Origin of the sequence: Stenotrophomonas sp. PE591 (genome assembly GCF_018320795.1) — a bacterium.
GTDB lineage: Bacteria > Pseudomonadota > Gammaproteobacteria > Xanthomonadales > Xanthomonadaceae > Stenotrophomonas > Stenotrophomonas maltophilia.
In genome coordinates this window covers 30,344-57,261 of the sequence record NZ_JAAOKO010000006.1, presented here as the reverse complement: position 1 = coordinate 57,261, position 26,918 = coordinate 30,344, and the positions used below count along the sequence as shown (strand labels likewise).

At 67.9% G+C, this 26,918-nt stretch carries 27 protein-coding genes and 1 pseudogene; 24 read left to right on the top strand and 4 right to left on the bottom strand.

The genetic code is table 11. The annotated features are described in order from the left end of the window. Positions 1 to 162 precede the first annotated feature (162 nt). The 5 genes and pseudogenes from JLDANKMP_RS15050 to JLDANKMP_RS15030 all read left to right on the top strand — a co-directional run bounded on the left by JLDANKMP_RS15050 (position 163) and on the right by JLDANKMP_RS15030 (position 6,296). On the top strand, positions 163 to 3,264 hold the full coding sequence (locus JLDANKMP_RS15050) for a response regulator (protein WP_212561538.1): 3,102 nt from the start codon (positions 163 to 165) through the stop codon (positions 3,262 to 3,264). Further along, positions 3,261 to 4,085, top strand: a complete 825-nt coding sequence (locus JLDANKMP_RS15045; protein WP_005409408.1) for a CheR family methyltransferase — start codon at positions 3,261 to 3,263, stop codon at positions 4,083 to 4,085. Before JLDANKMP_RS15050 ends, JLDANKMP_RS15045 begins: the two co-directional genes overlap by 4 nt. Continuing rightward, positions 4,085 to 4,660 (top strand): chemotaxis protein CheB, encoded by a 576-nt coding sequence (locus JLDANKMP_RS15040; protein ID WP_005409409.1) that lies wholly within the window; start codon positions 4,085 to 4,087, stop codon positions 4,658 to 4,660. Before JLDANKMP_RS15045 ends, JLDANKMP_RS15040 begins: the two co-directional genes overlap by 1 nt. Next, positions 4,657 to 5,790 (top strand): hybrid sensor histidine kinase/response regulator, encoded by a 1,134-nt coding sequence (locus JLDANKMP_RS15035; RefSeq protein ID WP_212561537.1) that lies wholly within the window; start codon positions 4,657 to 4,659, stop codon positions 5,788 to 5,790. The genes JLDANKMP_RS15040 and JLDANKMP_RS15035 overlap by 4 nt, the downstream gene beginning before the upstream one ends. An 83-nt stretch (positions 5,791 to 5,873) precedes the next feature. After that, positions 5,874 to 6,296, top strand: a pseudogene (locus tag JLDANKMP_RS15030) (BLUF domain-containing protein). 15 nt (positions 6,297 to 6,311) lie between these two features. On the opposite strand, the gene JLDANKMP_RS15025 reads toward JLDANKMP_RS15030, so the two are convergent. Further along, positions 6,312 to 6,632 (bottom strand): metalloregulator ArsR/SmtB family transcription factor, encoded by a 321-nt coding sequence (locus tag JLDANKMP_RS15025; RefSeq protein WP_012480019.1) that lies wholly within the window; start codon positions 6,630 to 6,632, stop codon positions 6,312 to 6,314. Between the two features lie 86 nt (positions 6,633 to 6,718). Between JLDANKMP_RS15025 and JLDANKMP_RS15020 the strand changes: the two genes are divergently transcribed. From JLDANKMP_RS15020 to JLDANKMP_RS15010, 3 genes are all read left to right on the top strand, one after another. After that, the gene (locus tag JLDANKMP_RS15020; RefSeq protein ID WP_212561536.1) at positions 6,719 to 7,156 is read left to right on the top strand and encodes a YeeE/YedE family protein; all 438 of its coding nucleotides are present in this window, start codon (positions 6,719 to 6,721) and stop codon (positions 7,154 to 7,156) included. Continuing rightward, entirely contained in the window at positions 7,153 to 7,566 is a 414-nt protein-coding gene (locus JLDANKMP_RS15015) for a DUF6691 family protein (protein ID WP_005409414.1), read from the top strand. Before JLDANKMP_RS15020 ends, JLDANKMP_RS15015 begins: the two co-directional genes overlap by 4 nt. Before the next feature lie 69 nt (positions 7,567 to 7,635). Beyond that, entirely contained in the window at positions 7,636 to 8,688 is a 1,053-nt protein-coding gene (locus JLDANKMP_RS15010; RefSeq protein ID WP_212561535.1) for a linear amide C-N hydrolase, read from the top strand. On the opposite strand, the gene JLDANKMP_RS15005 is transcribed toward JLDANKMP_RS15010, so the two are convergent. Beyond that, positions 8,685 to 9,464, bottom strand: a complete 780-nt coding sequence (locus tag JLDANKMP_RS15005) for a DUF6491 family protein (RefSeq protein WP_212561534.1) — start codon at positions 9,462 to 9,464, stop codon at positions 8,685 to 8,687. The genes JLDANKMP_RS15010 and JLDANKMP_RS15005 overlap by 4 nt on opposite strands. Positions 9,465 to 9,545: 81 nt before the next feature. Here JLDANKMP_RS15005 and JLDANKMP_RS15000 point away from each other — a divergent pair, with 81 nt between their 5' ends. Together JLDANKMP_RS15000 and JLDANKMP_RS14995 are read left to right on the top strand one after the other, a co-directional pair. Next, positions 9,546 to 10,244 (top strand): AraC family transcriptional regulator, encoded by a 699-nt coding sequence (locus tag JLDANKMP_RS15000; RefSeq protein WP_033833287.1) that lies wholly within the window; start codon positions 9,546 to 9,548, stop codon positions 10,242 to 10,244. Between the two features lie 119 nt (positions 10,245 to 10,363). Beyond that, positions 10,364 to 11,314 (top strand): DMT family transporter, encoded by a 951-nt coding sequence (locus tag JLDANKMP_RS14995; RefSeq protein ID WP_065183930.1) that lies wholly within the window; start codon positions 10,364 to 10,366, stop codon positions 11,312 to 11,314. A gap of 9 nt (positions 11,315 to 11,323) precedes the next feature. On the opposite strand, the gene JLDANKMP_RS14990 is transcribed toward JLDANKMP_RS14995, so the two are convergent. Then, complete coding sequence (locus JLDANKMP_RS14990) at positions 11,324 to 11,644, bottom strand: hypothetical protein (RefSeq protein WP_212561533.1); 321 nt, start codon at positions 11,642 to 11,644, stop codon at positions 11,324 to 11,326. A 27-nt stretch (positions 11,645 to 11,671) separates the two neighbouring features. Here JLDANKMP_RS14990 and thrA point away from each other — a divergent pair, with 27 nt between their 5' ends. Genes thrA through thrC form a run of 3 tightly spaced genes read left to right on the top strand, consistent with a single transcriptional unit; the run spans position 11,672 to position 16,403 of the window. Then, positions 11,672 to 14,176 (top strand): bifunctional aspartate kinase/homoserine dehydrogenase I, encoded by a 2,505-nt coding sequence (thrA, locus tag JLDANKMP_RS14985; protein ID WP_212561532.1) that lies wholly within the window; start codon positions 11,672 to 11,674, stop codon positions 14,174 to 14,176. Further along, positions 14,173 to 15,087, top strand: coding sequence for a homoserine kinase (locus JLDANKMP_RS14980; RefSeq protein ID WP_212561531.1), 915 nt, complete (start codon positions 14,173 to 14,175; stop codon positions 15,085 to 15,087). The genes thrA and JLDANKMP_RS14980 overlap by 4 nt, the downstream gene beginning before the upstream one ends. Before the next feature lie 29 nt (positions 15,088 to 15,116). Then, entirely contained in the window at positions 15,117 to 16,403 is a 1,287-nt protein-coding gene (thrC, locus tag JLDANKMP_RS14975; RefSeq protein ID WP_212561530.1) for a threonine synthase, read from the top strand. Positions 16,404 to 16,505: 102 nt separating this feature from the next. Here thrC and JLDANKMP_RS14970 read toward each other — a convergent pair whose 3' ends face one another. Continuing rightward, positions 16,506 to 17,258: a helix-turn-helix domain-containing protein gene (locus JLDANKMP_RS14970; protein WP_005409422.1), complete on the bottom strand. Its 753-nt coding sequence runs from the start codon at positions 17,256 to 17,258 to the stop codon at positions 16,506 to 16,508. A gap of 126 nt (positions 17,259 to 17,384) precedes the next feature. Between JLDANKMP_RS14970 and hisS the strand changes: the two genes are divergently transcribed. From hisS to hisIE, 11 genes are all read left to right on the top strand, one after another. After that, positions 17,385 to 18,782: a histidine--tRNA ligase gene (hisS, locus tag JLDANKMP_RS14965; protein WP_212561529.1), complete on the top strand. Its 1,398-nt coding sequence runs from the start codon at positions 17,385 to 17,387 to the stop codon at positions 18,780 to 18,782. A gap of 119 nt (positions 18,783 to 18,901) precedes the next feature. Next, a complete protein-coding gene (locus JLDANKMP_RS22305) occupies positions 18,902 to 19,075 on the top strand; it encodes a hypothetical protein (protein ID WP_249336952.1) in 174 nt (57 codons plus the stop codon). A gap of 410 nt (positions 19,076 to 19,485) precedes the next feature. Next, positions 19,486 to 19,794, top strand: a complete 309-nt coding sequence (locus tag JLDANKMP_RS14955; protein WP_005416326.1) for a YerC/YecD family TrpR-related protein — start codon at positions 19,486 to 19,488, stop codon at positions 19,792 to 19,794. A 34-nt stretch (positions 19,795 to 19,828) separates the two neighbouring features. Then, positions 19,829 to 20,740 (top strand): ATP phosphoribosyltransferase, encoded by a 912-nt coding sequence (hisG, locus tag JLDANKMP_RS14950; protein ID WP_012480030.1) that lies wholly within the window; start codon positions 19,829 to 19,831, stop codon positions 20,738 to 20,740. Next, positions 20,737 to 22,032: a histidinol dehydrogenase gene (gene hisD, locus JLDANKMP_RS14945; RefSeq protein WP_212561528.1), complete on the top strand. Its 1,296-nt coding sequence runs from the start codon at positions 20,737 to 20,739 to the stop codon at positions 22,030 to 22,032. The genes hisG and hisD overlap by 4 nt, the downstream gene beginning before the upstream one ends. Continuing rightward, entirely contained in the window at positions 22,029 to 23,123 is a 1,095-nt protein-coding gene (hisC, locus tag JLDANKMP_RS14940; RefSeq protein ID WP_099479038.1) for a histidinol-phosphate transaminase, read from the top strand. The genes hisD and hisC overlap by 4 nt, the downstream gene beginning before the upstream one ends. Next, on the top strand, positions 23,120 to 24,193 hold the full coding sequence (gene hisB, locus JLDANKMP_RS14935; RefSeq protein WP_111687211.1) for a bifunctional histidinol-phosphatase/imidazoleglycerol-phosphate dehydratase HisB: 1,074 nt from the start codon (positions 23,120 to 23,122) through the stop codon (positions 24,191 to 24,193). Before hisC ends, hisB begins: the two co-directional genes overlap by 4 nt. Beyond that, on the top strand, positions 24,190 to 24,792 hold the full coding sequence (gene hisH / locus JLDANKMP_RS14930) for an imidazole glycerol phosphate synthase subunit HisH (RefSeq protein WP_005409429.1): 603 nt from the start codon (positions 24,190 to 24,192) through the stop codon (positions 24,790 to 24,792). The genes hisB and hisH overlap by 4 nt, the downstream gene beginning before the upstream one ends. Further along, positions 24,789 to 25,523, top strand: a complete 735-nt coding sequence (hisA, locus tag JLDANKMP_RS14925) for a 1-(5-phosphoribosyl)-5-[(5-phosphoribosylamino)methylideneamino]imidazole-4-carboxamide isomerase (protein WP_005409430.1) — start codon at positions 24,789 to 24,791, stop codon at positions 25,521 to 25,523. Before hisH ends, hisA begins: the two co-directional genes overlap by 4 nt. Continuing rightward, a complete protein-coding gene (hisF, locus tag JLDANKMP_RS14920) occupies positions 25,517 to 26,293 on the top strand; it encodes an imidazole glycerol phosphate synthase subunit HisF (protein WP_212561527.1) in 777 nt (258 codons plus the stop codon). The genes hisA and hisF overlap by 7 nt, the downstream gene beginning before the upstream one ends. Then, a complete protein-coding gene (gene hisIE, locus JLDANKMP_RS14915; protein WP_012480037.1) occupies positions 26,283 to 26,903 on the top strand; it encodes a bifunctional phosphoribosyl-AMP cyclohydrolase/phosphoribosyl-ATP diphosphatase HisIE in 621 nt (206 codons plus the stop codon). Before hisF ends, hisIE begins: the two co-directional genes overlap by 11 nt. Positions 26,904 to 26,918: the final 15 nt, after the last annotated feature.

The window sequence follows — 26,918 nt, the reverse complement described above, 5'->3', positions numbered from 1 at the left end:
GCAGCGTCCACGTAAAAATAAGTGTTACCCCTGTGAGGGACGTGAAGCTAGGCATTCAAGTGTGAAGGAGGCGTGGAGGCGGGACACGTGCCATTTGTCCTGTGCGGCTGAATACGACACGGAGTACCATCACCCACCCTTTTTGTTCTGGAACCGACCTGCATGCGTCCTGGTGCGACTACGCGTGACCGCTGGATCTGGATGACGTCCGCCGTGCTGCTGGCTGCGACCATCGCATTGGAGCTGGTGGTACCGCTCGGTTATGCGGTATGGCTGGCGTATTTCCTGGCCGTGGGCGTCACGGTGTTCCAGCGCAGTGCGCGCGCGCCGTTCATCGTGGCTGTGCTCGCCTGCGTCCTGCTGGTCATCGGTTTCAACATCGCCCCGGCCAGCTCGAACTCGGCGTTCTCGCTGGTCAACCGAAGCATCGGTGGTTGTGCGTTCCTGATGATCGCGCTGATCGTTTCCCGCGCAATCCAGGCACGCCGGGACGCAATGCGGGCGTTGTGGCTGCAGGAGGCCGAGAACGCGGTGGCGATGAGCCTGCGCGGCGACCTCGGCCCGGAGCAGATTGCCGAGGCGGCAGCCACCAGCCTGGGCGCGCAACTGGAGGCCGACGTCGGCGCCGTGTATCGGCTGGAAGGCGGACGACTGCAGCTGACAGGCGGCCTGGCGTTGCCGTCCGGCATGCCGGCGTCGCTGGCATTGCAGGAGGGCGTGGCCGGGCAGGTGGCGCGGGATGAGTGCATCCGTCACCTGGAGGGCAGCGACGACGCCGTACTTGAACTGCAGACCAGCCTGGGGCGGTTGCCGGTGCGCGAGCGCATCCTGGCGCCGATCAGCAGTGACGGCACCGTGGTAGGCATCGTCGAGCTGGGACGCGCCCGGGCGGGTGCGCAGCGCGACCTGGATCGCGAGCTGCTGGAGCGCTGCACCGAGACCATCGGCATGGCGCTGCGTGCATCGCTGCTGCGCGCACAACTGGTGGTGCTGCTGGAGGAATCGCAGCGCCAGGGCGAGGAGCTGCAGGCCCAGCAGGAAGAGCTGCGCGTGGCCAATGAGGAACTGGAAGAGCAGAGCCGCAGCCTGCTGCAGTCGCAGAGCCATCTGGAAGAACAGCAGGCCGAGCTGGAACAGAGCAACGTCCAGCTGGAAGAGCGGACCCACGAGCTGGAGGCGCAGAAGCAGGCACTGCTGGTCGCGCAGAGCCAGCTGGTGCGCAACAGCAACGAACTGGCCGCGACATCGCGCTACAAGTCCGAGTTCCTGGCCAACATGTCGCACGAACTGCGCACGCCGCTGAACAGCTCGCTGATCCTGGCCAAGCTGCTGGCCGACAACAAGGACGGCACGCTCACCGAAGAACAGGTGAAGTATGCGCGTGCGATCCTGTCGTCCAACAACGATCTGCTGGCGCTGATCAACGACATCCTGGACCTGTCGCGCATCGAGGCCGGCCACGTTGAGCTGGCCGATGAAGTGGTGGTGACCGACAGCGTGCTGCAGCGCCTGCGCGAGACTTTCGAGCCGATGGCGCGGCAGAAGGGCCTGGCCCTGCAGATCGAGGCCGATGCGCTGGCGCCGAGCCAGCTGGTGGTCGACAGCCAGCGCCTGCAGCAGATCCTGAAGAACCTGCTGGCCAATGCGGTGAAGTTCACCGAGCATGGAAAGGTCAGCCTGCACGTGCGCGCGGCCGGTCAGGGGCGCATCCGTTTCGAGGTCTGCGACAGCGGTATCGGCATTGCCCGCGAGCAGCTGCAGGTCATCTTCGAAGCCTTCCGCCAGGCCGATGGCAGCACCCGTCGCCGCTACGGTGGCACCGGCCTGGGGCTGTCGATCTCGCGCGATCTGGCCGAGCGCATGGGCGGCAGCATCCAGGTCGACAGCGAACCGGGCCGTGGCAGCTGCTTCATTCTGGAACTGCCGTTGCAGGGCGCACCCGCGTCGAACGCCGCTGACATCGCCGCAGCCCCCGTGGCTTCGCCGGTCGCAGCCGCTGTGCCGGCGATGCAGGTGCCAGCAAGGGCTCCGGTGGCGCCGACGACGACGGTGCCCAGCGTGGCCGACGACCGCGGTCGTCGCCAGCACCCGGGCCGCCTGATCCTGGCCGTCGAGGACGACGCCACGTTCGCCGAAGCGCTGGTGGCCCTTGCCCATGAACTGGATTTCGACTGCGTGGTGGCCGGGACGGCCGAAGAGGCGCTGGCCCTGGCCGGCGAACTGCGACCGAACGGCATCCTGCTCGATATCGGCCTGCCGGACGTGTCCGGCCTGAGCGTGCTGGAGCGCCTGAAGCGCAACCCCGATACCCGCCATATTCCTGTGCATGTGGTCTCGGCAACGGACCGCAGCCAGGTGGCGCGCGAGCTTGGCGCGATCGGGTTTGCGATCAAGCCGACCACGCGCGAGCGCCTGGTAAGCGCCATCGAGCAGCTGGAACAGACCAGCCAGCGCGACGTGCGGCGCCTGCTGATCGTCGAGGACGACAGCGAGCTGCGCCACAACCTGGAACTGCTGCTGGGCCGTGATCAGCTGCAGATCGTCGCCGTGGGAACGCTTGCTGGCGCGCTGGAGCAGCTCAGCACGGTCACCTTTGATTGCATGGTGATGGACCTGTCACTGCCTGACGGCAGCGGCTACGACCTGCTCGAACACATGGCCGGCAACGATGACGTCGGCTTCCCGCCGGTGATCGTCTATACCGGTCGCGCGCTCGGTCGCGAGGAAGAACAGCGCCTGCGCCGCTATTCCAAGAGCATCATCATCAAGGGCGCGCGTTCGCCCGAACGCCTGCTGGATGAAGTCACCCTGTTCCTGCACAGTGTGGAAGCCAGCCTGCCCACCGACCAGCAGCGCCTGCTGCGCGAGGCGCGCCGTCGCGACACCGTGCTCGATGGACGCACCGTACTGCTGGCCGAGGACGACGTGCGCAACATCTTTGCGCTGTCCAGCGTGCTCGAGCCGCTGGGCGTGACGCTGGAGATCGCGCGCAATGGGCAGGAGGCAGTGGACCGCCTGGCCGAGCGCGAAGTCGACCTGGTGCTGATGGACATCATGATGCCGGAGAAGGATGGCCTGGCCGCGATGCGCGAGATCCGCGCGCAGCGTCACCTGCAGGACCTGCCGATCATCGCGCTGACTGCCAAGGCCATGCCGGACGACCGTGAGCGTTGCCTGCAGGCGGGCGCCAACGATTACATCGCCAAGCCCATCGACGTCGACAAGCTGGTCTCGCTGTGCCGGGTCTGGTGCTCGCGGCAATGAACGAACAGGCGCTGTTCGACCTCGAACTGAAGGTCCTGCTGGAGGCGCTGTACCAGCGCTACCACTACGATTTCCGCAGCTATGCGGTGTCGTCGCTGCGCCGACGCATGCGCCAGGCGATGCAGCGCTATGAGTGCGAGCGGCTGGTCGACCTGCAGTACCGGCTGCTGCACGAGCCGGACCTGTTCGCCCAGGCCATGCAGTTCTTCACCGTGCAGGTCTCGGAGATGTTCCGTGACCCTGCGTATTTCCGTGAGCTGCGCGAGCAGGTGGTGCCAGTGCTGCGTACCTATCCCTCGGTGAAGCTGTGGGTGGCCGGCTGCAGCACGGGCGAGGAAGTGTGGTCGCTGGCGATCCTGCTGCATGAGGAAGGCCTGCTCGAGCGCAGCATCGTCTATGCCACCGACATCAATCCGGCCGCGCTGGCCACCGCCGAGGCGGGCGCCTATGGCATCGACCGGATGGCCCAGTTCAGCCGCAACTACCTGGCCGCCGGTGGCACCGCGTCGCTGTCGGACTACTACGCTACCGCCTACGATGGTGCGGTGTTCGACCGCCAACTGCGCCGCAACGTGGTGTTCGCCGACCACAGCCTGGCCACCGATACCGTGTTCTCCGAAGTGCACCTGGTGTCGTGCCGCAACGTGCTGATCTATTTCAACCGCGACCTGCAGGATCGTGCCGTCGGCCTGTTCCGCGAAGCGCTGGTGCACCGGGGCTTCCTTGGCCTGGGCAGCAAGGAGTCGCTGCAGTTCGGGTGCCACCACGATGCCTTCGAGGTCTGTTCGCGAGAGCACCGCCTGTACCGGAAGGTGGCCTGATGACGCTGCCGGTGCGTCCGGCCGTGCTGGTGATCGGCGCGTCCGCCGGTGGCGTGGCGGCCCTGCAGGCGGTGCTCGGTGCACTGCCGGCGAAGCTGCCGGTACCGGTACTGGCCGTGCTGCACCTGCCGCGAGACCGCACCAGCCGCATCGCCGAGGTGCTGGCGCCGTACTGCGCGTTGCCGGTGCGCGAAGCCGAAGACAAGCAGCCGTTGCAGCCGGGCACGGTGACGTTCGCGCCGCCGGATTACCACCTGCTGGTGGAGGACGAGGGGGCGGTGGCGCTGTCGGTGGATGCACCGGTGCTGTTTTCCCGTCCGGCCATCGATCCGCTGTTCGACTCCGCTGCTGCGGTGTTCGGCGCGCAGGTATTGGCCCTGCTGCTGACCGGTGCCAGCAGTGATGGCAGCGAGGGCGTTGCCGCCGTGCGCCGTGCCGGTGGCCATGCCTGGCTGCAATGTCCCGAGGAAGCCGAGGCGTCGATGATGCCCGCTTCCGCCCTGCAGTACGCCGGCGCAGATGCCGTGCTGCCCCTTGAACTGATGTGTCGCCGCCTGAAGGAGTTGTTTGCATGAACCTGTTGCCACCGGAACCTGCGCAGTCGCAGACCCCGGTCAACCTGCTGATCGTCGATGACGTGCCGCAGAACCTGGTAGCCATGCAGGCCCTGCTGCAGCGCGAAGGGGTCAGCCTGCTGCTGGCCGGCTCGGGCGCGCAGGCGTTGGAGCTGCTGCTCGAGCACGAGGTGGCATTGGCCCTGCTTGACGTGCACATGCCGGAGATCGATGGCTTCACCCTGGCCGAACTGATGCGGGGTTCGCATCGCAGCCGCGACGTGCCGATCATCTTCCTGACCGCCTCTCCGGATGATCCCCTGCGCGTGTTCAAGGGCTACGAAAGCGGTGCGGTCGATTTCCTGCACAAGCCGGTGGCGCCGCAGGTGATCCTGAGCAAGGTCAACGTCTTCATCGAGCTGTACCAGCAGCGGCAGCTGCTGAAGGCGCGCAACGAGGCACTGGAGCGCGCGCTGAAGCTCAACGAGACGATGGCTGCCGTTTTGACCCACGACCTGCGCACGCCGTTGTCGGCGATCCTGCTGTGTGCCGACAAGCTGGCGCTGGAGCTTCCGGAAGACAACGCGAGCGCGCAGCAGACCCTGCAGTACCTGGAAGCCAGCACCCTGCGGATGGCGCGGATGGTCGAGCAGCTGCTGGATTTCTCGCGGATCCGCAGCGGTGGCCTGAGGCTGGAGGCAAGTGCCTGCGATCTGGCCGACGTGACGCGCGCGGTAGTCGCCGAGGCGGGCAGCGCGCATGGGGCGGACCGGATCCACCTGGACCTGCAGGGAGACACGCGGCTGCAGGGCGATCTGGATCGCCTTGGCCAGGTCGCCGCCAACCTGGTCGGCAATGCGCTGACCCATGGCAGCGAGGCGAGGGTGGAGGTGGATGGGCGCGACCCGCGCGGCGTACTGCTGCGTGTCAGCAACGCCGGCCGGATCGATGACGCGCTGTTGCCGCGACTGTTCGAACCGTTCAAGGCCAGCTTTCACCAGAGCAAGGGCCTGGGCCTGGGCCTGTACATCGTCGATCAGTTCGTCCGCGCGCACGGCGGGCGCATTGCGGCCCGCAACGAAGCGGGCCAGGTGGTGTTCGAGGCAATGCTGCCACGGCGCTGCGACGGCACGGTCTTGGCGGCAACCTAAGCGCTTCAGCCAGCATCCCGGCGGACTGAGACGGACTAGTCCGCAACTGCCAGCGTGGGCGCCTATTCTGTCAGGGAAGTGCCATGCCATTGCGCGCCATCGCCTACGTCAGCCGGGCGCTGCCGGACCTGTCCGCCGAGGGCCTGCATCGGCTGGTGGGGGACGCGGCACGATTCAACAAGCTGGCAGGGTGACCGGCGTGCTGCTGCGTGATGGCGAGCGTTTCCTGCAGTACATCGAGGGGCCACCGGATGGCATCGATCTAAGAGCGCATCCTGCAGGCAGCAAGCCACATCGACATCACCGGACTGGGACGCGGCCGCCTGGGCCAGCGCCAGTTTCCCTATTGGCCGATGCTTTCGCTGCCGGTCGACGCGTCGATGCTGCGACAGCTTTCCTGCAGTGACCGGTCCGGATTCTCCCGGAGCCTGCAGGGCGATCGTTCGGCACCGACGCCAGTGGACCTGCTCGATCAGGTGGTGCAGCCGGCGCTGCACGCAGGCTGATGGTCTGCGCCGGATTCAGCGCGAAGCAGCACCGCAGTACGCCGCATGCAGCGCCTGCAGCACGCCCAGTGCGGGCCCTTCAAGAACCCGGTAGTGGATCGCCTGCGCTTCGCGCCGGGTCGCCACGATATCCAGTCCGCGCAGCACCGCCAGATGCTGTGACAACGCCGATGCGCTCAGGCCGGTCAGTGCCTGCAGTTCCGGTACCGGCGCTTCACCTTCCACCAGGCGGCACAGCACCCGCAGCCGGGCCGGGTGGGCCAGGCTTTTGAGCAGCGTGGCTGCCTGCGACGCGTGTTCGGCCATCGCGGCGCTGTCGAGCTGGGTCCGGGCCATGGTTGACCATTTTGTTTAGAATGATCTAATTTAGAATAATCTAAACAAATGGGCAATCCCATGTACGGCAGCGAAGAGGGCAGGGCATGAACCTGCCATGGAGTGCGGCGGCAGGTGGTGCGTTGATCGGCGCCGCCGCGGTGCTGTTGCTCGCCACCATCGGACGCGTGGCGGGCATCAGCGGCATCACCGCAGGCAGCCTGCGCGCAGACAAGGGCGAGCGTGCCTGGCGCTGGGCCTTCCTGGCCGGCCTGACCGCATCGGCGGGGCTGGTGCTGTGGTGGCAATCGGTGCCCGAGGCATCGCCGCGTGCGCTGCTGCGTGATGCGCTGCCGGCATGGCAGTTGATGGGAGCCGGCCTGCTGGTCGGCTTCGGTACGCGGCTGGGCAACGGCTGCACCAGCGGTCACGGTGTGTGCGGCATGGCCCGCGCTTCGAAGCGATCGCTGGCGGCCGTGCTGGTGTTCATGGCCTGCGCGATGCTGACCACCTTCCTGGTCCGTCATGGCGGAGGCCCAACATGAGCCGCGCAGTCTGGGCCGCCGGCGCGGCGGGCGCGTTGTTTGGCATGGGGTTGGCACTTTCGGGAATGACCGACGCGCGTCGTGTCCTCGGCTTCCTCGACATCACCGGTGACTTCGATCCCACGCTGCTGTGGGTGCTGGGCTCGGCGCTGCTGGTCAGCGCGATCGGGCAGCGGTGGGTGTTGCGGCGACAGCAGCCGCTGTACGCAGACCGCTTCCGGCTGCCTGTTACCCGGCGTGTGGATGCTCGCCTGCTGCTGGGTGCCGCGCTGTTCGGGATCGGCTGGGGCTGGGCGGGCTATTGCCCAGGCCCGGCCATCGCCGGGGTGGCCGTGGCGTCGCGCGAAGCCCTGTGGTTCGTGCCTTCGATGCTTGCAGGATTCTGGCTGCACGACCGCTTCGTCCGTTGAGGCTTTCACCCCTGTCTCACCCTGCCTGGGGTCCTATCTTCGGATCACGGGGAAAAGGAGTGCAACGACATGGCACGGATGACGTGGATGGGAAGGGGAATGCTGGCGGTCGCGCTGGCCGCAGCCGTGGCACCGGCACTGGCCTGCACGCGCGCGGTGTACCTGGGTGACAACGGCGATGTGATCACCGCGCGCTCGATGGACTGGAAGGTCGATGTGGCGACCAACCTCTACATACTGCCGCGCGGCATTGCGCGCACCGGCCAGGCCGGCCCGAAGTCGCTGGCGTGGACCGCGCGCTACGGCTCGGTGGTGGCCACCGGCTACGACGTGTCGACCACCGATGGCATGAACGAAAAGGGCCTGGTGGCCAACCTGCTGTGGCTGGTCGAATCGGAGTATCCGCAGCAGCGTGGCAACAAGCCGGGTCTGGCGATTTCGCTGTGGGCGCAGTATGTGCTGGACAACTTCGCTACCGTGGAAGAGGCGGTCGCCGCGTTGAAACGCGAGCCGTACTCGATCGTCACCGACAAGGTGCCCGGTGAAGATCGGCAGGCGACGCTGCACCTGTCGCTGTCCGATGCCAGCGGCGACAGTGCCATCGTCGAGTACATCGGCGGCCGCCAGGTGATCCACCATGACCGGCGCTACCAGGTGATGACCAATTCGCCGATCTTCGAGCAGCAGCTGGCGCTCAACAGCTACTGGCAGCAGATCGGCGGCACGGTGATGCTGCCGGGCACCAACCGCTCTGCTGACCGTTTCGCGCGCGCCTCGTTCTACATCAATGCCATTCCCAAGGCCGAGGATCCGGTGGAGGCCCTGGCCAGTGTGTTCAGCGTGATCCGCAACGCGTCGGTGCCGTATGGCATCACCACGCCGGGTGAGCCGAACATCTCATCCACGCGCTGGCGCACCGTGGCCGACCACAAGCGGCGGCTGTACTTCTTCGAATCGGCATTGACCCCGAACACCTTCTGGGTCGATCTGAACAAGGTCGATTTCTCCGGCAAGGTGCTCAAGCTCGACCTCGGCAAGGACCAGCGCAATACCTTCGCCGGTGATGCACTGGGCCAGTTCGTGCCCAGCGCACCGTTCGCCTTCCTCGGCGTCGACGGTTAGTTCGACGCCTGGCTGGAGGCCGGGTAGACCGCCTGGATCGTGCAGCTGCCGCGCGTATACTGCGGCAGCGGGGCGATGCTTTCACCGCGCAGATCGTCTGTCTCGAATTCGGCAGTCATGATCCGATCGCCGGGATTGCCACAGATCAGGCCGTTCTGCAGGCCCGAGTGGAAGCTCAGCTGCGACGCGCGGTCGAGCTGGCGGCAGTGGCTGCCGAGTTCGACCCGGTAGTAGCGATGGCCGCCATTGCGGCGCGGATTGGTCTCCACCAGCATGCCCTGCGGGTCGGATGACCAGGCACGCACGTTGCGCGTGGCAAAGCAGTAGGACGGTGAGCCGCCGAAGCTGCGACGCACCTCCTTGCGTTCGCGGATGGTCACGGCAGGCAGGGTAGCGGTGCGCAGGCGGTCGCCGTCGCGGGCGACGCTGGCATAGTCGCGATTCTGCAGCGGGGTGACCGCGCTGATGGTGCATCGGCGGCCGTCGACCACGACGCGTTCGCTGGGGCGGCCGCAGGCCCAGCCGGCGGGGGCTTCCAGTTTCAGCGAGGTGGCACCGCGGACGCCGGGACAATCTTCGTTGAAGTCGATCCGAAAGGGCTGGCCGGAGGCGGCGCGCAGTGCGATCGAGCGCGGTGATGCCTGCTCCACTTCCTGTACGCCGACAGCGTCCATGCAGTGCGGAGCCGGTGGCGTACGCGCCTGTGCGGAGACCGAAGCGGCGAGCGCCAGGCCGAGGCCGGTGGCGAGCGCCAGGGACACCGGCTGATGGGTCATGTCCTGCACTCCCTGCGTTGGATGACGGATCGACTATAGCAACGGTTTGCACGGCCGTTGTTACACGCGCACACTGCCCGGATGGGCGCCATCTTCCATCTGCGGCACTACGGCCAGGCCACCGGCCTGGACCGCCATGACTACGCGCAGTGGGTGCTGCCAGTGCAGGGTGAACTGCAGTTCGAAATGGAAGGCCGCGGAGGTCGGCTGGACGTGCTGCAGGGGGCATTCGTGGCCGCCGGTGAGGCGCATGACCAGATGGCTGATGGTCCCAATGGTTTCGTGATCGTTGACTGTCCTCCGGGCGTACTTGATGACGGCACGCAGGAACATCTGTGCCGGCAGCGCTGGCTGCATCTGCCGCTGGCATTGCGCCGACGCCTGGCTGAGGTGCAGGCAGGGCAGTCGATGCCGGCGCTGCTGCCGCAGTTGCTGCAGGTATTTGCACCTGCCGGCAGTGGCGCGCGCATGCAGGGTCTGTGTGCGGCGGTGCAGGCCGACCCCGGGCAGGCGTGGCCAGTAGCGCGCATGGCGGCGTTCGTGGGGGTCAGCGAGAGCCGTTTGCATGCGCTGTTCCGGCAGGAGTTCGGGCTCAGCCCGCAGGCCTGGCTCAGTGCAAGCCGGTTGCGTTGGGCAAAGCACCAGCTGCGCACCAGCGTGGCGCCGATCAGCGATATCGCGCTGGCCGCGGGCTATTCCGAGCAGAGCGCACTGACCCGTGCGCTGCGCCGCGAGTGCGGCCAGACTCCCGCAGCGTGGCGCCGGGGCGCCGGACTGTAGGGTCGAGCCACGCTCGGCTTTGCGCACGCGCGGCCGGTCAGGGCAATAGCCTCGGTCAAGAGCGCCCGCTGGCCAGCGCTTACACTGCGCGGCCTGTTCTCTCCCCCCGAAGAACCCGAATGCGCAACAACCCGATGGCCCTGGGCATCGCCAATGGCGTTGCCGCTGGCGCGCTGTGGGGCGTGGTCTTCCTCGCGCCCGCCGTGCTGCAGTCGTTCAACGCCCTGCAATTGTCGGCCGGCCGCTATCTGGTCTACGGCCTGATCGCCGTAGTACTGCTGCTCCCGCGCTGGAAGCGGCTGGCACCGCAGCTGGGTCGCGCCGAATGGATCGGGCTGCTGTGGCTGAGCCTGGCCGGGAACCTGGTGTACTTCCTGCTGCTGGCCACGGCGGTGCAGTGGGCTGGCGGTGCGGCGGCGTCGCTGATTGTCGGCCTGATTCCGGTGGTGGTCACCCTGGTCGGCGTGCGCGAACAGGGTGCAGTGCCTTTGAAGCAGCTGCTGCCGGCACTGGGCCTGTGCGTGCTGGGCGTGGCCCTGGTTGGTTGGGAAGCACTGATGTCCGAGCACCTGGCAACCCCGTGGCGGCAGCGCCTGATCGGCCTGCTGTGCGCGTTCGGCGCGCTGTTCTCGTGGGCGTTGTACTCGATCGGCAACAGCCGCTGGCTGGCGCGTCGACCGGACTTGTCCAGCCACGACTGGTCGCTGCTGACCGGCGTCACCACCGGCGGCCTGGCCCTGCTGCTGGTGCCGATGGCCTTCATCGGGCACACCAGCGGGCACACGGCGGCGCAGTGGAGTGGCTTCTGGGCAATCAGCGCCGGTGTGGCGGTGGTGGCCTCGATCCTCGGCAATGCGTTCTGGAACCGCGCCAGCCGCCTGCTGCCGCTGACCCTGACCGGCCAGATGATCGTGTTCGAGACGCTGTTCGCGCTGGCGTATGCCTTCGCCTGGCAGCAGCGCTGGCCTTCGCTGCTGGAAGCGCTGGCGATCGTGTTCCTGGTGGCCGGCGTGATGCTGTGCGCGCATGCCCATCGGAGCCCACGGGCGATCGCCGAACATGCTGGCTGAATGCATGCGTCAAGCGTGCTGATGCCGCCTTGGTCTCAGATGCAACCAAATGCCGGCACGTTGAGCGATGATCGCGGCATTGGTTTTTTGCATCGCAGCACTTGACAGCAGGCAGGCGCACAGTGTTTTCTGTGCGTCATGGTTCTTGATGCCGCCCACGCCAGCTTGATCGCTCCCGCCACTGCGGGCCGTTCGACTGCGCCGGTCGCCACCACCACCATTACCACCACCACCGTCACCACTGCCCTGGTGCGGCCCGTCGTCTTCGTGTAACTCCCGAAAACCACGGCCCCGCACCATACAGGTGGCGGGGAAACTCGACACCTGCATGCGACGGGGCCTCCTGCCGAGGTCTGCATGTCTTCCCACGCCCCCGCTCATCCCGTTGCCCCGGCCGATCTGGCTGCACCGTCCATCGTCGTGCACAAGTTCGGCGGCACCTCGGTGGCCGATGCCGAACGCTACCGCCATGTCGCGGGCCTGCTGCTGGCCCGTCCCGAATCGCTGCAGGTCACTGTCGTTTCGGCAATGAAGGGCGTCACTGACGCGCTGATCGAGCTGGCCCAGCTGGCGGCCAAGGGCGACGAAGCCTGGCGCGAGGCCTGGCATGCGCTGCGCGCGCGTCACCGTGGCGCCGCCGTGGCCCTGCTGGGCGAGCAGGTGGGCGAGACCGTCGAATGGATCGACGCCCGCTTCGATCAACTGGCCGAAGTGCTGGCGGCGCTGGCGGTGATCGGCGAGCTGCCGCGCGAAGTGCTCGACCGCGTGCAGGGCCTGGGCGAAGTATTCTCCGCGCAACTGCTTGGCACCCAACTGCGTGCCTTGGGCGAAGACTGTGCGGTACTCGATGCACGCGACGTGTTGGTGGTCGGGCATGGCGAACTGGGCGTGGATGTCGACTGGGAGTCCAGCGCGGACCGCCTGGCCAAGTGGCGCCTGCGGCATCCGCAGATGCGCCTGGTCGCCACCGGTTTCGTTGCCCGTGACCGCCATGGCCGCATCACCACGCTCGGCCGCAACGGCAGCGACTATTCCGGCGCGATCTTCGCCGCGTTGTTCAATGCCGATGAACTGCACATCTGGACCGACGTCGACGGCGTGCTGTCGGCCGACCCGCGGCTGGTGCCCGAGGCGGTGCAACTGGAGTCACTGAGCTACGACGAGGCCTGCGAACTGGCTTATTTCGGCGCCAAGGTGGTGCACCCGCAGACGATGTCGCCGGCGATCCGCCTCGGCCTGCCGATCTTCATCCGCAATACGTTCCAGCCGGCGCATCCGGGGACGCGCATCAGCGCCGAGCGCTCGCCGCGCGGGCCGGTGAAGGGCCTGACCCTGAGCCCCGGGCTGTCCCTGTTGAACCTGGAAGGCACCGGCCTGATCGGCGTGCCCGGTACCGCCGAGCGCGTGTTCGCGGCGCTGCGCCAGGCGCAGGTGTCGGTGGTGATGATCTCGCAGGGTTCGTCAGAGCATTCGATCTGCTGCGTGGTGCGCGCTGCCGAAGCGGCGCGTGGCCGTGAGGCACTGCTGCACGCGTTCGCGCATGAACTGTCGGTAGGGCAGGTGCAGCGCGTGCAGGTCAGTGAGGGCGTCAGCGTGCTGGCGGCAGTGGGTGACGGCATGGCCGGCCAGCCCGGTGTGGCGGCGCGCCTGTTCGAGGCGCTGGGACGCGCGCAGGTGAACATCCTGGCGATCGCGCAGGGCTCGTCGGAGCGCAATATTTCTGTGGCGGTGGACAGTGCCGATGCCACCCGCGCATTGCGGGCCGCACATGCGGGCTTCTGGCTGTCGCCGCAGACGTTCGCGGTCGGCGTGATCGGGCCGGGCAACGTCGGCGCGGCACTGCTGGACCAGCTGCTGGCGGCCCGCCTGCAGCTGCTGGCCAAGGCCAATGTGGATCTTCGCCTGCGCGCGCTGGCCTCGCGTTCGCGCATGCGGCTGGAAGTGGATGGCCTGCACGCCGATTGGCGGGAGGCATTGCAGGACGCGGGCGAGCCCAGCGACCTGGATCGCTTCACCGAACACCTGCTGGCCGCGCACCTGCCGCATGCGGTGGTGATCGACTGCAGTGGCAGCGCCGACGTGGCCGAGCGCTATGAGGGCTGGCTGGCCGCCGGCATCCACGTGGTGACCCCGAACAAGCAGGCCGGTGCTGGCCCGCTGCCGCGCTACCAGCGCATCCGTGCTGCTGCGGCGGCCAGTGGTGCGCGCTTCCGCTACGAAGCCACGGTGGGCGCGGGCCTGCCGGTGATCACCACGCTGCGTGATCTGGTCGATACGGGCGACGAGGTGCTGGCGATCGAAGGCATCTTCTCCGGCACGCTGGCGTGGCTGTTCAACCGCTTCGACGGCAGTCAGCCGTTCTCGCAGCTGGTCGCGCAGGCGCGGTCGATGGGCTACACCGAGCCGGACCCGCGCGATGATCTTTCGGGCGTGGACGTGGCGCGCAAGCTGGTGATCCTCGCCCGCGAGGCCGGCCACGCGCTCAGCCTGGAACAGGTACAGGTGGAAAGCCTGGTGCCGGCGCTGCTGCGCGACGGCAGCGTGGATGACTTCATGGCGCGGCTGGGCGAGTCCGATGCCAGCCTGTTGCAGCGGTTGCAGGACGCGCGGGCGCGTGGCGCGGTGCTGCGCTACGTGGCACAGCTGGGCGCTGACGGTGCCTCGGTGGGCCTGCAGGAACTGCCCGCCGACCACGCCTTCGCCAACCTTCGGTTGACCGACAACGTGGTGCAGTTCCGTACCCGTCGCTACTGCGACAACCCGTTGGTGGTGCAGGGTCCGGGCGCCGGCCCGGAAGTCACCGCCGCCGGTGTGTTTGCCGATCTGCTGCGGGTCGCGGCCGGTGAAGGAGCGCGCCTGTGATCGCACGTGCGTTCGCGCCGGCCTCGGTGGCCAACGTGGCGGTGGGCTTCGATATTCTCGGTCATGCCATCGCCGGTGTTGGCGATACCGTGAGCGTGCGCCGCATCGAGGAACCGGTGGTCTGCATCGAAGCGATCCGTGGCAATGCGGTCGAGCTGCCGCTGGAGGCCGCCGGGAACACCGCGGGCGCTGCGCTGATGTCACTGCGCGAAGGCCTGGGCCTGGATTTCGGATTCGCGGTGGAGATCGACAAGGGCATTCCGTTCGGTTCCGGCATGGGCGGTTCGGCAGCGTCATGCGTTGCTGCGCTGGTTGCCGCCAACGCGCTGCTGGATGTACCGCTGTCGCGCGAGGCGCTGTATCCGTTTGCGCTGGATGGCGAGGCAGTGGCCAGCGGTGGCCGTCACGGTGACAACGTCGGCCCGCTGCTGCTGGGTGGCCTGGCGTTGTGTACGGCCGACCGCCTGTTGCCGATCCCGGTGCCGGCCAGCTGGCACAGCCTGCTGGTGCATCCGCACGCGGTGCTGGAAACACGCCGCGCACGCCAGGCGCTGCAAGGCAGCTATGCGCTGGGTGAATTCGTGGCACAGAGTGCGAACCTCGCGCTGGTACTCAGTGGTTGCCATCGTAGTGATGCGGCGCTGGTGCGGGCTGGATTGCGCGATGTGCTGGTGGAACCACGGCGGGCCGGCCTGATTGCAGGTTTCGAAGCAGCCCGCGATGCGGCGCTGTCGGCCCATGCAATGGGTGCGGGCATCTCCGGTGCCGGACCCAGCGTGTTCGCCTGGTTCGAGGACGCCGACCAGGCCCGCGCCGCTGCCGCACCGGTGCAGGCGGCATTTGCCGCCGCCGGTTTCGACAGCGATGCCTGGGTGTCGCCGCTGGATGCACCGGGAGCCCGCTTGTGCTGAATCCTTCCCCTTTCCTGGATACCGAACCCATGCAATTTGTTTCGACCCGGGGTCAGTCCCCGGCCGTTGGCCTCAGTGCGGCGATCGCTGCAGGATTGGCGCCCGATGGAGGGCTGTATGTTCCGCAGGTGCTGCCGGCGGCACGTGAGCTGCGGGCCGGCGCAACGCTGGGCGATACCGCCGCCGATCTGCTGGCACCGTTCTTTTCCGGCGACGCGCTGGAGTCTGCGTTGCCGTCGATCTGCCGGGAAGCGTTCGACTTTCAGGTTCCGCTGCGTGCACTGGGCGGCGGTGACCATGTGCTGGAGCTGTTCCATGGGCCGACGGCGGCGTTCAAGGATATCGGTGCGCGCTTCCTGGCCGGAACACTGTCGCGGCTGCAGGCCGGCAAGGACCGCGATCTGACGATTGTTGTCGCCACGTCTGGCGATACCGGCGCCGCCGTTGCTGCGGCCTTCCATCGCCAGCCCGGCGTGCGCGTGGTGGTGCTGTATCCGGATGGCCGCGTGTCACCGCGCCAGGCGCATCAGCTCGGTTGTTTCGGCGACAACATCCAGGCGCTGCGCGTGGCCGGTGCCTTCGACGATTGCCAGGCGATGGTCAAGCAGGCACTGGCTGACCGCGAACTGCAGGCGCAGGTGCCGCTGAGTTCGGCCAACAGCATCAGCCTCGGCCGCCTGCTGCCGCAGATGAGTTATTACGCGCATGCGGCGTTGTCCCATTACGCGACGCATCGTCGTCGGCTCAACCTGGTGGTGCCGACCGGCAACCTTGGCAATGCGATGGCGGCCGTGCTGGCGCGCGCGCTGGGCGTGCCGATCGGGCAGATCGTGCTGGCCACCAATGCCAATGCGGTACTGCCGGCGTACTTCAATGGCGGCGACTACCAGCCGCAGGCCAGCGTGGCTACGGTGGCCAACGCAATGGACGTGGGGGCGCCGAGCAACTTCGAGCGACTGCGCTGGCTCTACCACGGCGACGACGCGGAACTGCGTGCTGCGTTCCGCGCGTTCGCGGTGGATGACGTGACCATCCGCGCGACGATTGCGGCGGCGCACGCCAGCAACGGCGAACTGTTCTGCCCGCATACGGCCACAGCGGTGAAGGTGCTGCAGGACCTGCGCGCGCGCGGCGCCAAGGGCGACTGGGCGGTGGTGGCTACCGCACATCCGGCCAAGTTCGAGGCAGTGGTGGAGCCGTTGATTGGCGAATCAGTGGCCGTGCCGCCGGCGCTGGATGCGTTGCTGCAGCGGCCCGCGCACGCGGAACCGTTGGCCGCGGAGTATGCGGCGTTGCGCGAGGTGTTGCTGCGTTGATCGAAGGCATCTGGGGTTGCCGGCCAGCGGCCGGCACTACCCGTGCTGCGTCCACCTGGTAGTGCCGGCCGCTGGCCGGCAACCCAGCCAACCGCGATGCGGTCAGATCAACCCTTCACCGGCCAGCGTGCGCAACCCGTCCTCGTCGAGGATCTCCACCACGTTCAGGTGGGGCAGGGCGATCAACCCCTGCTGGCGCAGCTTGGTGAAGGTACGGCTGACCGTTTCCATGGTCAGGCCCAGATGGTCGGCGATGTCGCCACGCCCCATCGGCAGCGAGACGCGCAGGCCATCGCCACCCAGCTTGGCCTCGCGCGCGGCCAGGCGCAGCAGGAAGTCGGCCACTTTCTCGGCCGGCTGCAGCCGCGCCAGTGCCAGCGCGGCATCCTGCGCGGCGTCCAGCTCCTGGCAGGCACGCTGCAGCAGCTTGCGTTCCAGGTGCGGGAAACGGCTGCGAAGCGCCTTCATCTGCGGCAGCGCGACACGGCATACGCGGCTGTCTGCGATGGCCTCGATATCGTAGCGGTGGTGGTCACTGCCGCTCAGGCCCAGGTAGTCGCCGGGAAGCACGAAGCCATTGATCTGGCGGCGGCCATCGGCCAGGGTGCGCACCAGGCGCAGGGCGCCGCCGGTCAATGTATAGACATGGTCGCGCTCTTCGCCGGTGCGGGCCAGGGTACTGCCCATGCTGACCTGCTGGGAAACGGTGACCTGTTCCAGTGCCTGCACTTCATCGGGCGACAGCGCCGAGCACACCGCAAGGTGGCGAACCGAGCAGTGCAGGCAGTCCAGCGTGTTGCAGGACGGCGAGGCGGGATCGTTGGTGGCGGGCGGAGCGCCGGAAGGCCGTGACATGTTGCGGGGGCGTATCGCGGGCGGGGAGGGCCTTATGATACTTCAAGCGGCCGTTCGACCCTGCCCGAGGCGGGGGCGCTAGAATGTCGCCCCCTCCCACGTCCCGTTCCAGCAGGAGTTCCGCCCGTGATCAAGCCCCGTACCCCGCCCGGCACCCTTGAACTGTTGCCGCGCGAGCAGATTGCGTTCCAGCGCATGCTGGACGTGATCCGTCGCAACTACGAGCGCTTCGGGTTCCTGCCGGTGGAGACGCCGGTGTTCGAGCTGTCCGACGTGCTGCTGACCAAGTCCGGTGGCGAGACCGAGCGCCAGGTGTATTTCGTGCAGTCCACCGGTGCGCTGGCCAACGCCGCCGAATCGGGTGACCGTTCGCTGCCGGAAATGGCGCTGCGCTTCGACCTGACCGTGCCGCTGGCGCGCTACGTGGCCGAGCACGAGCATGAACTGACCTTCCCGTTCCGTCGCTACCAGATGCAGCGGGTGTACCGCGGCGAGCGCGCCCAACGCGGCCGCTTCCGTGAGTTCTACCAGTGCGACATCGACGTGATCGGCAAGGACAGCCTGAGCGTGCGATACGACGCCGAAGTGCTGGCGGTCATCCACGCGGTGTTCTCGGAACTGCGCATCGGTGACTTCAGCATCCAGCTGAACAATCGCAAGTTGATGCGTGGCTTCTTCGAGAGCCTGGGCGTGGCCGAGGGCGAGCGCCAGCTGGCAGTGCTGCGCGAAGTGGACAAGCTGGACAAGCGCGGCGCCGACTACGTGCGCGAGACGCTGGTGGGCGAGGGCTTCGAGATTCCGGCCGAGCAGGTCGAGAAGATCCTGGCGTTCGTGGCCGTGCGTTCGCAGGGCCATGCCGATGCACTGGCGCAGCTGGCCACGCTGGAAGCCGACGCCGGTTCTTCGGAGATCCTGCGTACCGGCGTCGCCGAACTGCGCGAAGTGCTGCAGCTGGTGCAGGCGCTGGGCGTGCCGGAAACCGCGTACTGCCTGAACTTCTCCATTGCGCGCGGCCTGGACTACTACACCGGCACCGTCTACGAGACCACGCTGACCGACCACCCGCAGATCGGTTCGATCTGCTCGGGCGGCCGCTACGAAGACCTGGCCAGCCACTACAGCAAGTCGAAGCTGCCGGGCGTGGGCATCTCCATCGGCCTGTCGCGCCTGTTCTGGCAGCTGCGCGAAGCCGGCCTGATCGATGGCATCGAGGGCAGCAGCGTGCAGGCGCTGGTGGCGCTGATGGACGAACAGGGCATGCCGCAGTCGCTGGACATCGCGCGCCGCCTGCGCGCCGGTGGCATCAACACCGAAGTGCAGATGGAGCCGAAGAAGATCGGCAAGCAGTTCCAGTACGCCGCCAAGGCCGGCATCCGCTTCGTGGTGCTGGCCGGTGAAGACGAGCTGGCGCGCGGCGTGGTGGCGGTGAAGGATCTGCTGCGCGAGCAGCAGTTCGAAGTGTCGCGCGACGAGCTGGCCAGCACCCTGCTGGTGGAGCTGGAGCAGTCCAAGGCGATGGTGTGAAGCCGGCCGCCGCAGGGGTGCTTGGCGTGCTCCTGCTGGCGGGCTGCTAGAGTGACCCGGCGCTGCGCAGTGCCCGGATGGGCCCGGCACGGTACCGGCTGCAGGTTGACCGCTGCCACGTGATCGACCGTGCGCAGCTTGAGGCTGACCTGCAGGCCTTGGCTTTGCGGAAGTGCCCGGCGGGCGGAGGGGTGTTGCAGAACATCCAGTCCCTGCCGAGCCGGCAGGGCAGCCTGTTCGGCGAATGCCTGCGGCGCGGGGCGCTGCAGGCCGAGGTGCACTGCCTGCCCTGAGTCGGGCCAGGTTGTTGATTTGAAAGCAGAACGCCCACCTTCTGGTGGGCGTTCTGCGTTTCTGAACGAAGCGCAGTCGAGCATGGCTCGACTCTACAAAAGCCGTTCTCGATCACTTTCCCAGCGAGATCCAGCAGATCGCGGCCAACTGTCGAAGGCGGGGAGGGTTCGGTGGCAGGGGTGTGAGCGGCATGGATGCCGCGACCAAGCCCCCACGGATGGGTTTACGGCGTCCCCTGCCACCGGACCCTCCCCGCCAACGCTCAGGAAATCAGCATTTGCTTTTGCTCTGGCTCTTGGCGGGTGCAGGGCAGCAGCCCTGCCGCCCCCTCAATCCTCGATTTGACGCACTGCGCAAGAATGCGCTAATGTACTAGCGCGCTATTACATTGATGCATGGAAACGACCCCGTGAAAGCCCGCCCCGAAATTGCCGCCAAAGACCCGAAGGCCGACCTTGAAGCCCTGGCCCGGGCCTTTGCCGCCCTGCGCGAGCCGGAACAGGTCGAGGCCTTCCTGCGCGATCTGTGCACACCGGCCGAGCTGGAAGCCATGGCCGACCGCTGGAAGGTGGTGCCGCTGCTGCAGCAGGGCGTGCCGTATCGCGAGATCCACGAGCGCACCGGGGTCAGCGTGACCACCACCGGACGGGTGGCGCGAACGCTCGAGCATGGCCATCGAGGCTATGCCGCCGCCATCGACCGCCTTGCTTCGCGCTGATCCGCGCCCCGTTCCGAACTTCGAGACCTCCCCCATGAGTGCAACCCAGGCAGCGCCGGCACGAGACCGGCTGCGTATCGCCATCCAGAAGAGTGGCCGGCTGGCCGAGCCCGCCCGCAACCTGCTCAGTGCCTGTGGCCTGAGCTGGCGCGAGAGCCGCGACAAGCTGTTCTGCTACGGCGAATCGCTGCCGGTGGACCTGCTGCTGGTGCGCGACGACGACATCCCCGGCCTGATCGCCGACGGCGTCTGCGACCTCGGCATCGTCGGCCGCAACGAGCTGGACGAGCAGGCTGCGGCACGTCGCCAGATCGGCCTGCCGGATGCCTACCAGGCACTGCGCGGACTGGGCTTTGGCCAGTGCCGGCTGATGCTGGCGGTACCCGAGGAGTGGCAGTGGCAGGGACCGGCGCAGCTGGCCGGTGCCCGCATTGCCACCAGTTACCCGGCCATCCTCAAGCAATGGCTGGCCGAACAGGGCGTGGACGCACAGGTGGTCGAGCTGTCCGGGTCGGTGGAAATCGCCCCGCGCCTGGGTACCGCCGACCTGATCTGCGATCTGGTCTCCAGCGGCGCCACGCTGCGCGCCAACCAGCTGACCCCGGTGCACAACCTGCTCGACAGCGAGGCGGTGCTGGCCGGTGCGGTGCGCGTGCCGGATGATGCGCGTGCGTCGCTGCGCGCGATGCTGCTGCGCCGCCTCGACGGCGTGGTGCAGCGCCAGGACCGCAAGCTGTTGATGTTCCGCGCCAGCGAGGATCGCGTCGACGCGCTGGCGCAGCTGCTGGCCGATGCCGAGCCGCTGGTGCGGCTGCCGGCCGACGGCGGCGCACTGCGCCTGCAGACCATGTGCCCGGGCCCGCTGAGCTGGCAGCGCATGGAGGAACTCGAGCGCGCCGGCGCGCAGGGCTTGATGGTACTGAGCGTGGAGCGGTCGCTGGCATGAACCGTCTGATCTGGTCCCGACTTGATGAGGCCGCGCGCAGTGGGGCACTGACCCGCCCGGTGCAGACCGTGGCGCAGCAGACCCGCGACGCGGTGGCGACGCTGATTGCACAGGTGCGCGCGCAGGGCGACGATGCGCTACGTGCGATCACCGCACGTTTCGACGGTGTCGAGCTGCGATCGTTCGAAGTGAGCGAAGCCGAGTTCGCAGCGGCTGATGCCGCCGTCCCCGCCGAACTGCGCCAGGCGATGGTCGAAGCTGCCGAACGCATCGCCCGCTTCCACGCCGCCGGCATGGGTACGGGGTATGCGGTGGAAACCGCGCCGGGCGTGGTCTGCGAACGCATGCTGCGGCCGATCGGCCGCGTCGGCCTGTACGTGCCGGCCGGCAGCGCACCGCTGCCGTCCACCGCGTTGATGCTGGGCGTGCCCGCGCAGCTGGCCGGCTGCCCGCAGGTGGTGCTGTGCACGCCGCCACGCGCCGACGGCACGGCCGATCCTGCGGTGCTGGTGGCCGCACGCCTGACCGGCGTGCAGCGCGTGTTCAAGCTGGGCGGCGCCCAGGCCATCGCTGCGATGGCTTACGGCACGGCCAGCATTCCGGCCTGTGACAAGCTGTTCGGGCCGGGCAACAGCTTCGTGACCGAAGCCAAGCAGCAGGTCGCACAGGACGGCGCCGCCGCCATCGACATGCCGGCCGGTCCCTCCGAAGTGCTGGTGATTGCCGATGCAGGTGCAAACCCGGCGTTCGTCGCCGCCGACCTGCTGTCGCAGGCCGAGCACGGCCCGGATTCGCAGGTGCTGCTGCTGACCGACGATACCGCGATGCTGGCGGGGGTCGAGGCCGAAGTCGAGCGCCAGGTGGCCTTGCTGCCGCGCCAGCAGATCGCACGCCAGGCGCTGTCGGCCTCGCGGCTGATCCAGGTCGACTCGTTGGACGAAGCCTTCGCGATCAGCAACCGCTATGCACCGGAGCACCTGATCCTGGCATTGCGTGATCCGCGTGCGTGGCTGGACAAGGTGCAGGCGGCCGGCTCGGTGTTCCTGGGTGATTACACCCCCGAGGCACTGGGCGACTACTGCAGCGGCACCAACCACGTGCTGCCCACCGCGGGTGCCGCACGTGCCTACAGTGGTGTCAGTGTGGCCAGCTTCCAGAACCTGATCAGCGTGCAGAGCGCCAGCGCCGCCGGCCTGGCAGCGATTGGCGGCTGCGCGCGCATCATCGCCAGTGCCGAAGGCCTGGATGCACATGAACGTGCGGTCGCAGTGCGCATGGAGGTGGCAGCATGAACGCGGCTATCGATGATGTGCTGGCACTGGTTCGCCCGGATCTGCAGGCCTTCGCCGGCTACAGCTCGGCGCGCAGTGCGGCGGTGCAGGGCGAGGTCTGGTTGAACGCCAATGAATCGGCCTGGGCCAATCCCGCTGATGCCGCGGGCAGCAGCCGGCGCTATCCCGAACCGCAGCCGTTGGCATTGCGCGAGGGACTGGCGGCGCTGTACGGCGTGACGCCACAGCAGCTGCTGATCGGTCGCGGCAGCGACGAAGCCATTGATCTGCTGGTGCGTGCCCTGTGCGTGCCGGGCCGCGATGGCGTACTGGTCACGCCGCCGGTGTTCGGCATGTACGCCGTCTGCGCACGCCTGCAGGGCGCCGCATTGATTGAAGTGCCGCTGGTGGACAGCGAGGATGGCCTGCGCGCCGATCTGGATGCGGTGATCGACACCGCCAGGGCGCGCAATGCCAAGCTGGTGTTCCTGTGCGCACCGTCGAACCCGGCCGGCAGTGATATCGCCCTGGACGAGCTCGAACGGGTGGCGGTTGCGTTGCGCGGGCAGGCACTGGTGGTGGTGGACGAGGCCTATGTCGAGTACGCGCAGCGTCCGTCGGCGACCACGTTGCTGGCCGCGCACGCCAACCTGGCGGTGCTGCGCACGCTGTCGAAAGCACACGCACTCGCGGCCGCGCGCATTGGAACGCTGATCGCGGTCCCAGAGCTGATTGCCGTGCTGCGCCGCTGCCAGGCGCCGTATCCGGTGCCGACCCCGTGCGCGGAACTGGCCGTGCAGGCCCTGCAGCCGGCCGCGCTGGCACGCACCGCCGAGCGCGTGGCCACGGTCATCGCCGAGCGCGAACGCCTGCGAACGGCACTGGCCAGCCTGCCCGGTGTACGCCGGGTGTACGCCTCGTCCGGCAACTACCTGCTGGTCCGCTTCGCCGATGCGCAGGCGGCGTTCGATACGCTGCTTGCTGCAGGGGTGGTGGTGCGCGACCAGCGCGCCGCGCCGCAGCTGGGCGATGCGCTTCGCATCAGTATCGGCAGCCCGGAAGAGAATGACCGCGTGCTCGCGGCCCTGTCGGCGCGGAGGGCCGCAGCATGACCCCGATCCTGTTCATCGACCGCGACGGCACCCTCATCGAGGAGCCGGCCGACTTCCAGATCGATGCCTACGAGAAGCTGCGCTTCGTGCCGCAGGTGATCCCGGCGCTGCTGAAACTGCGGGATGCCGGCTACCAGTTCGTGATCGTCACCAACCAGGATGGCCTCGGCACCGACAGCTACCCGCGTGCCAGCTTCGATGGCCCGAACGACCTGATGCTGCAGATCTTCGAGAGCCAGGGCATCACCTTCCGTGACGTGCTGATCGACTGCAGCTGGCCGCACGACAATGCGCCGACCCGCAAGCCGGCCATCGGACTGATGACGGCTTATCTGCAGGACCGCAGCATCGACTGGGCGCGTTCGGGCATGGTCGGCGATCGCATCACCGACCTGCAGTTTGCCGACAACCTCAACATCCGCGGTTTCCAGTTGCGCACCGAGCAGTTCGGTGGTCAGTGGGACTGGCCGGGCATTGCCCATGCGCTGGCCGACGCGCCGCGCACCGCCGTGGTCCAGCGCAACACGAAAGAAACGAAGATCCGCGTCGAACTGGACCTGGATCGCGCGGGTGATGCACGCATCTCCACCGGCCTGCCGTTCTTCGACCACATGCTGGAACAGATCGGCAAGCACGGTGGCTTCGCGCTGGACATCCAGGCCGAGGGTGACCTGCACATCGACGAACACCACACCATCGAGGATACCGGGCTGGCCCTGGGCCAGGCCCTGCGCGAGGCGCTGGGCGACAAGCGCGGCATTGGCCGCTACGGCTTCACCCTGCCGATGGACGAGACGCTGGCCAGCGCCGCACTGGATTTCAGCGGCCGCCCCTACTTCGTGTTCGAGGGCGAGTTCAAGCGCGAGCGCGTGGGCGATATGCCGACCGAGCTGGTGCCGCATTTCTTCCGCTCGCTGTGCGATGCCAGCGGCCTGAACCTCAACCTGCAGGTACGCGGCGACAACGATCACCACAAGGTGGAGGCCTGCTTCAAGGCGCTGGCGCGCGCATTGCGCCCGGCATTGGCCCGCCAGGGCACCGCGCTGCCTTCCACCAAGGGGGCGCTGTGAGCGACGTTGCGCTGATCGACGCCGGCGGCGCCAACCTCGGCTCGGTGCGCTACGCATTGGAGCGCCTGGGTGCGACGGTGCGGCTGGTGCGCGATGCGGACGGTCTGGTCGGTGCGCAGCGGGTGATCCTGCCCGGCGTCGGCGCCGCCGGTCCCGGCATGCAGCGCCTGCATGCGCAGGGCCTGGTGGAACCGCTGCAGCAACTGGAGGTGCCGTTGATGGGCATCTGCCTGGGCATGCAGCTGCTGTTCGAGCGCTCCGAGGAAGCGGGTGTGGAGACACTGGGCCTGATTCCCGGCGTGGTGCGCAAGCTGGTGCCGGCCTGCGGCATCCGGGTGCCGCACATGGGCTGGAACCGCCTGCTGCCACTGCGCGAATCGCTGCTGCTGCGCGGCGTGCCGGAGCGTGCCAGCGCCTACTTCGTGCACAGCTACGCGGCCCCCCTCAATACCCACACCGTCGCTGCCTGCGACCACGGCGGCCTGTTCACCGCCGTGGTGGAGCAGGGGCGTTACTACGGCGCACAGTTCCACCCCGAGCGCTCCGGCGAGACCGGCTCGCTGATGCTGCGCAATTTTCTCGAGGGCACTGCTGCATGAGTTTCATCGTCTACCCCGCGCTGGATATCCGCGATGGCCGCGTGGTGCGGCTGCGCCAGGGCGACTACGCGCAGGAAACCTCCTATGGGGATGATCCGTTGCCGCGCGCGCAGGCCTTCGCCGCGCAGGGTGCGCAGTGGATGCATCTGGTCGATCTGGACGCTGCGCGCGCCGGTGGCTACACCCTGGCGCCGCTGCTGTCGTCGATCCGCGCGCAGACATCGCTGCAGGTGCAGACCGGCGGTGGCGTGCGCGGCCGCGACGATGTGGCGCGCATCCTCGATGCCGGCGCCGGTCGCGTGGTGGTCGGCTCGCTGGCGGTGCGTCGCCCCGATGAAGTGGTCGGCTGGCTGGAGGAATTCGGCGCCGAGCGCATCACGATTGCGCTGGACGCGCGCCAGGACGCGCAGGGGCAGTGGCAGCTGCCGGTGCACGGCTGGACCGAGAACGCCGGGGTGACCCTGGATGAGCTGGCTCAGCGCTACGCGCGCGCCGGCATGCGCCACCTGCTGTGCACCGATATCGCTCGGGACGGCATGCTGGCCGGGCCCAACATCAGCCTCTACCAGCACCTGTCGGCGCTGCTGCCGGGCGTGGCCGTGCAGGCCTCCGGTGGCATCCGTGACGTGACCGATGTGGCCGAGGCGCGTGCCGCCGGCTGCGGCGGTGCGATTCTCGGCAAGGCACTGCTGGAGCAGCGCATGGACCTGGCGGAGGCACTGGCATGTTGAGCCGCCGCATCATTCCCTGCCTGGACGTGCGCGATGGCCGCGTGGTCAAGGGCGTGCGCTTCCGCGACCACGTCGACATGGGCGACATCGCCGAGTTGGCGCAGCGCTATCGCGACCAGGGGGCGGACGAGCTGGTGTTCTATGACATCGGCGCCAGCCCCGAGGCGCGTTCGGTCGACGTGGCGTGGATCGAGCGCATCGCACGCTTGATCGACATTCCGTTCTGCGTGGCCGGTGGCATCGACAGTGTGGAAACCGCGCGCCGCGTGCTGTTTGCCGGTGCCGACAAGGTGTCGATCAACTCGCCGGCGCTGGGGCGCCCGGAGCTGATCACCGAGCTGGCGGACGAGTTCGGCGTGCAGTGCGTGGTGGTGGGCGTCGATTCGGTGCGCGAGGCCGACGGGCAATGGCGGGTGCGTCGTTTCAGCGGCGATCCGGACAAGACCCAGGCGGTGCCGCTGCGCACCCTGGACTGGATCGTCGAAGCACAACGGCGTGGCGCGGGCGAGATCGTACTGAACTGCATGGACAGCGATGGCGTGCGCCGTGGCTACGATGTCGTGCAGCTGCAACAGGCGCGGGCACTGTGCCAGGTACCGTTGATCGCCTCGGGCGGTGCCGGTGAGATGGAGCACTTCGCCGAAGCCTTCGACCAGGCCGACGTCGACGGCGCGCTGGCCGCCAGCGTGTTCCACAGCGGCGCCATCGCCATTCCGGAATTGAAGCGCTACCTGCGCGGACAGCAGATCGAGGTGCGGGATGTCTATTGAAGTCAGGCCGTCGTTGGACGCATTGCAGGCGCTGGACTGGAGCAAGGGCGACGGCCTGCTGCCGGCGGTGGTGCAGGATGCCGATACCCTGCAGGTACTGATGCTGGGCTATGTGAGTGCCGAATCGCTGGCGGCCACGTTGGCCATCGGCCACATGACCTTCTTCAGCCGCAGCAAGCAGCGGTTGTGGACCAAGGGCGAGCAGTCCGGCAACGTACTGGTGGTGCAGTCGATCAGCGTCGACTGCGATGCCGATACTTTGCTGGTGATGGCACGGCCGGCGGGGCCAACCTGCCACACCGGTGCAGAGAGCTGCTTCGACCAGGCGCCGAAGGATTTCCTGGGCGGGCTGGGCCAGCTGGTGGCGATGCGTGAGGCGCAACGCCCGCCGGGCAGCTACACCACCAGCCTGTTCGAGGGCGGCATCCGCCGTATCGCACAGAAGGTGGGCGAGGAGGGCGTGGAGACCGCCCTGGCGGCGGTGGCGCAGGATGATGAGGCGTTGCTGGGCGAGGCCTCGGACCTGCTGTACCACCTGCTGGTGCTGCTGCGCGCGCGCGGGCTGTCGCTGGATGATGCGCGCGCGGTGCTGGAAAAACGCCATCGTTGACGTGTGGTAGTGCCA

Coding starts and splice junctions, on each gene's coding strand:
- JLDANKMP_RS15050 (WP_212561538.1), top strand. CDS start 163: ATGCGTCCTGGTGCGACTACGCGTGACCGCTGGATCTGGATGACGTCC.
- JLDANKMP_RS15045 (WP_005409408.1), top strand. CDS start 3,261: ATGAACGAACAGGCGCTGTTCGACCTCGAACTGAAGGTCCTGCTGGAG.
- JLDANKMP_RS15040 (WP_005409409.1), top strand. CDS start 4,085: ATGACGCTGCCGGTGCGTCCGGCCGTGCTGGTGATCGGCGCGTCCGCC.
- JLDANKMP_RS15035 (WP_212561537.1), top strand. CDS start 4,657: ATGAACCTGTTGCCACCGGAACCTGCGCAGTCGCAGACCCCGGTCAAC.
- JLDANKMP_RS15025 (WP_012480019.1), bottom strand. CDS start 6,632: ATGGCCCGGACCCAGCTCGACAGCGCCGCGATGGCCGAACACGCGTCG.
- JLDANKMP_RS15020 (WP_212561536.1), top strand. CDS start 6,719: ATGAACCTGCCATGGAGTGCGGCGGCAGGTGGTGCGTTGATCGGCGCC.
- JLDANKMP_RS15015 (WP_005409414.1), top strand. CDS start 7,153: ATGAGCCGCGCAGTCTGGGCCGCCGGCGCGGCGGGCGCGTTGTTTGGC.
- JLDANKMP_RS15010 (WP_212561535.1), top strand. CDS start 7,636: ATGGCACGGATGACGTGGATGGGAAGGGGAATGCTGGCGGTCGCGCTG.
- JLDANKMP_RS15005 (WP_212561534.1), bottom strand. CDS start 9,464: ATGACCCATCAGCCGGTGTCCCTGGCGCTCGCCACCGGCCTCGGCCTG.
- JLDANKMP_RS15000 (WP_033833287.1), top strand. CDS start 9,546: ATGGGCGCCATCTTCCATCTGCGGCACTACGGCCAGGCCACCGGCCTG.
- JLDANKMP_RS14995 (WP_065183930.1), top strand. CDS start 10,364: ATGCGCAACAACCCGATGGCCCTGGGCATCGCCAATGGCGTTGCCGCT.
- JLDANKMP_RS14990 (WP_212561533.1), bottom strand. CDS start 11,644: ATGCAGGTGTCGAGTTTCCCCGCCACCTGTATGGTGCGGGGCCGTGGT.
- thrA (WP_212561532.1), top strand. CDS start 11,672: ATGTCTTCCCACGCCCCCGCTCATCCCGTTGCCCCGGCCGATCTGGCT.
- thrC (WP_212561530.1), top strand. CDS start 15,117: ATGCAATTTGTTTCGACCCGGGGTCAGTCCCCGGCCGTTGGCCTCAGT.
- JLDANKMP_RS14970 (WP_005409422.1), bottom strand. CDS start 17,258: ATGTCACGGCCTTCCGGCGCTCCGCCCGCCACCAACGATCCCGCCTCG.
- hisG (WP_012480030.1), top strand. CDS start 19,829: ATGAGTGCAACCCAGGCAGCGCCGGCACGAGACCGGCTGCGTATCGCC.
- hisD (WP_212561528.1), top strand. CDS start 20,737: ATGAACCGTCTGATCTGGTCCCGACTTGATGAGGCCGCGCGCAGTGGG.
- hisC (WP_099479038.1), top strand. CDS start 22,029: ATGAACGCGGCTATCGATGATGTGCTGGCACTGGTTCGCCCGGATCTG.
- hisB (WP_111687211.1), top strand. CDS start 23,120: ATGACCCCGATCCTGTTCATCGACCGCGACGGCACCCTCATCGAGGAG.
- hisA (WP_005409430.1), top strand. CDS start 24,789: ATGAGTTTCATCGTCTACCCCGCGCTGGATATCCGCGATGGCCGCGTG.
- hisF (WP_212561527.1), top strand. CDS start 25,517: ATGTTGAGCCGCCGCATCATTCCCTGCCTGGACGTGCGCGATGGCCGC.
- hisIE (WP_012480037.1), top strand. CDS start 26,283: ATGTCTATTGAAGTCAGGCCGTCGTTGGACGCATTGCAGGCGCTGGAC.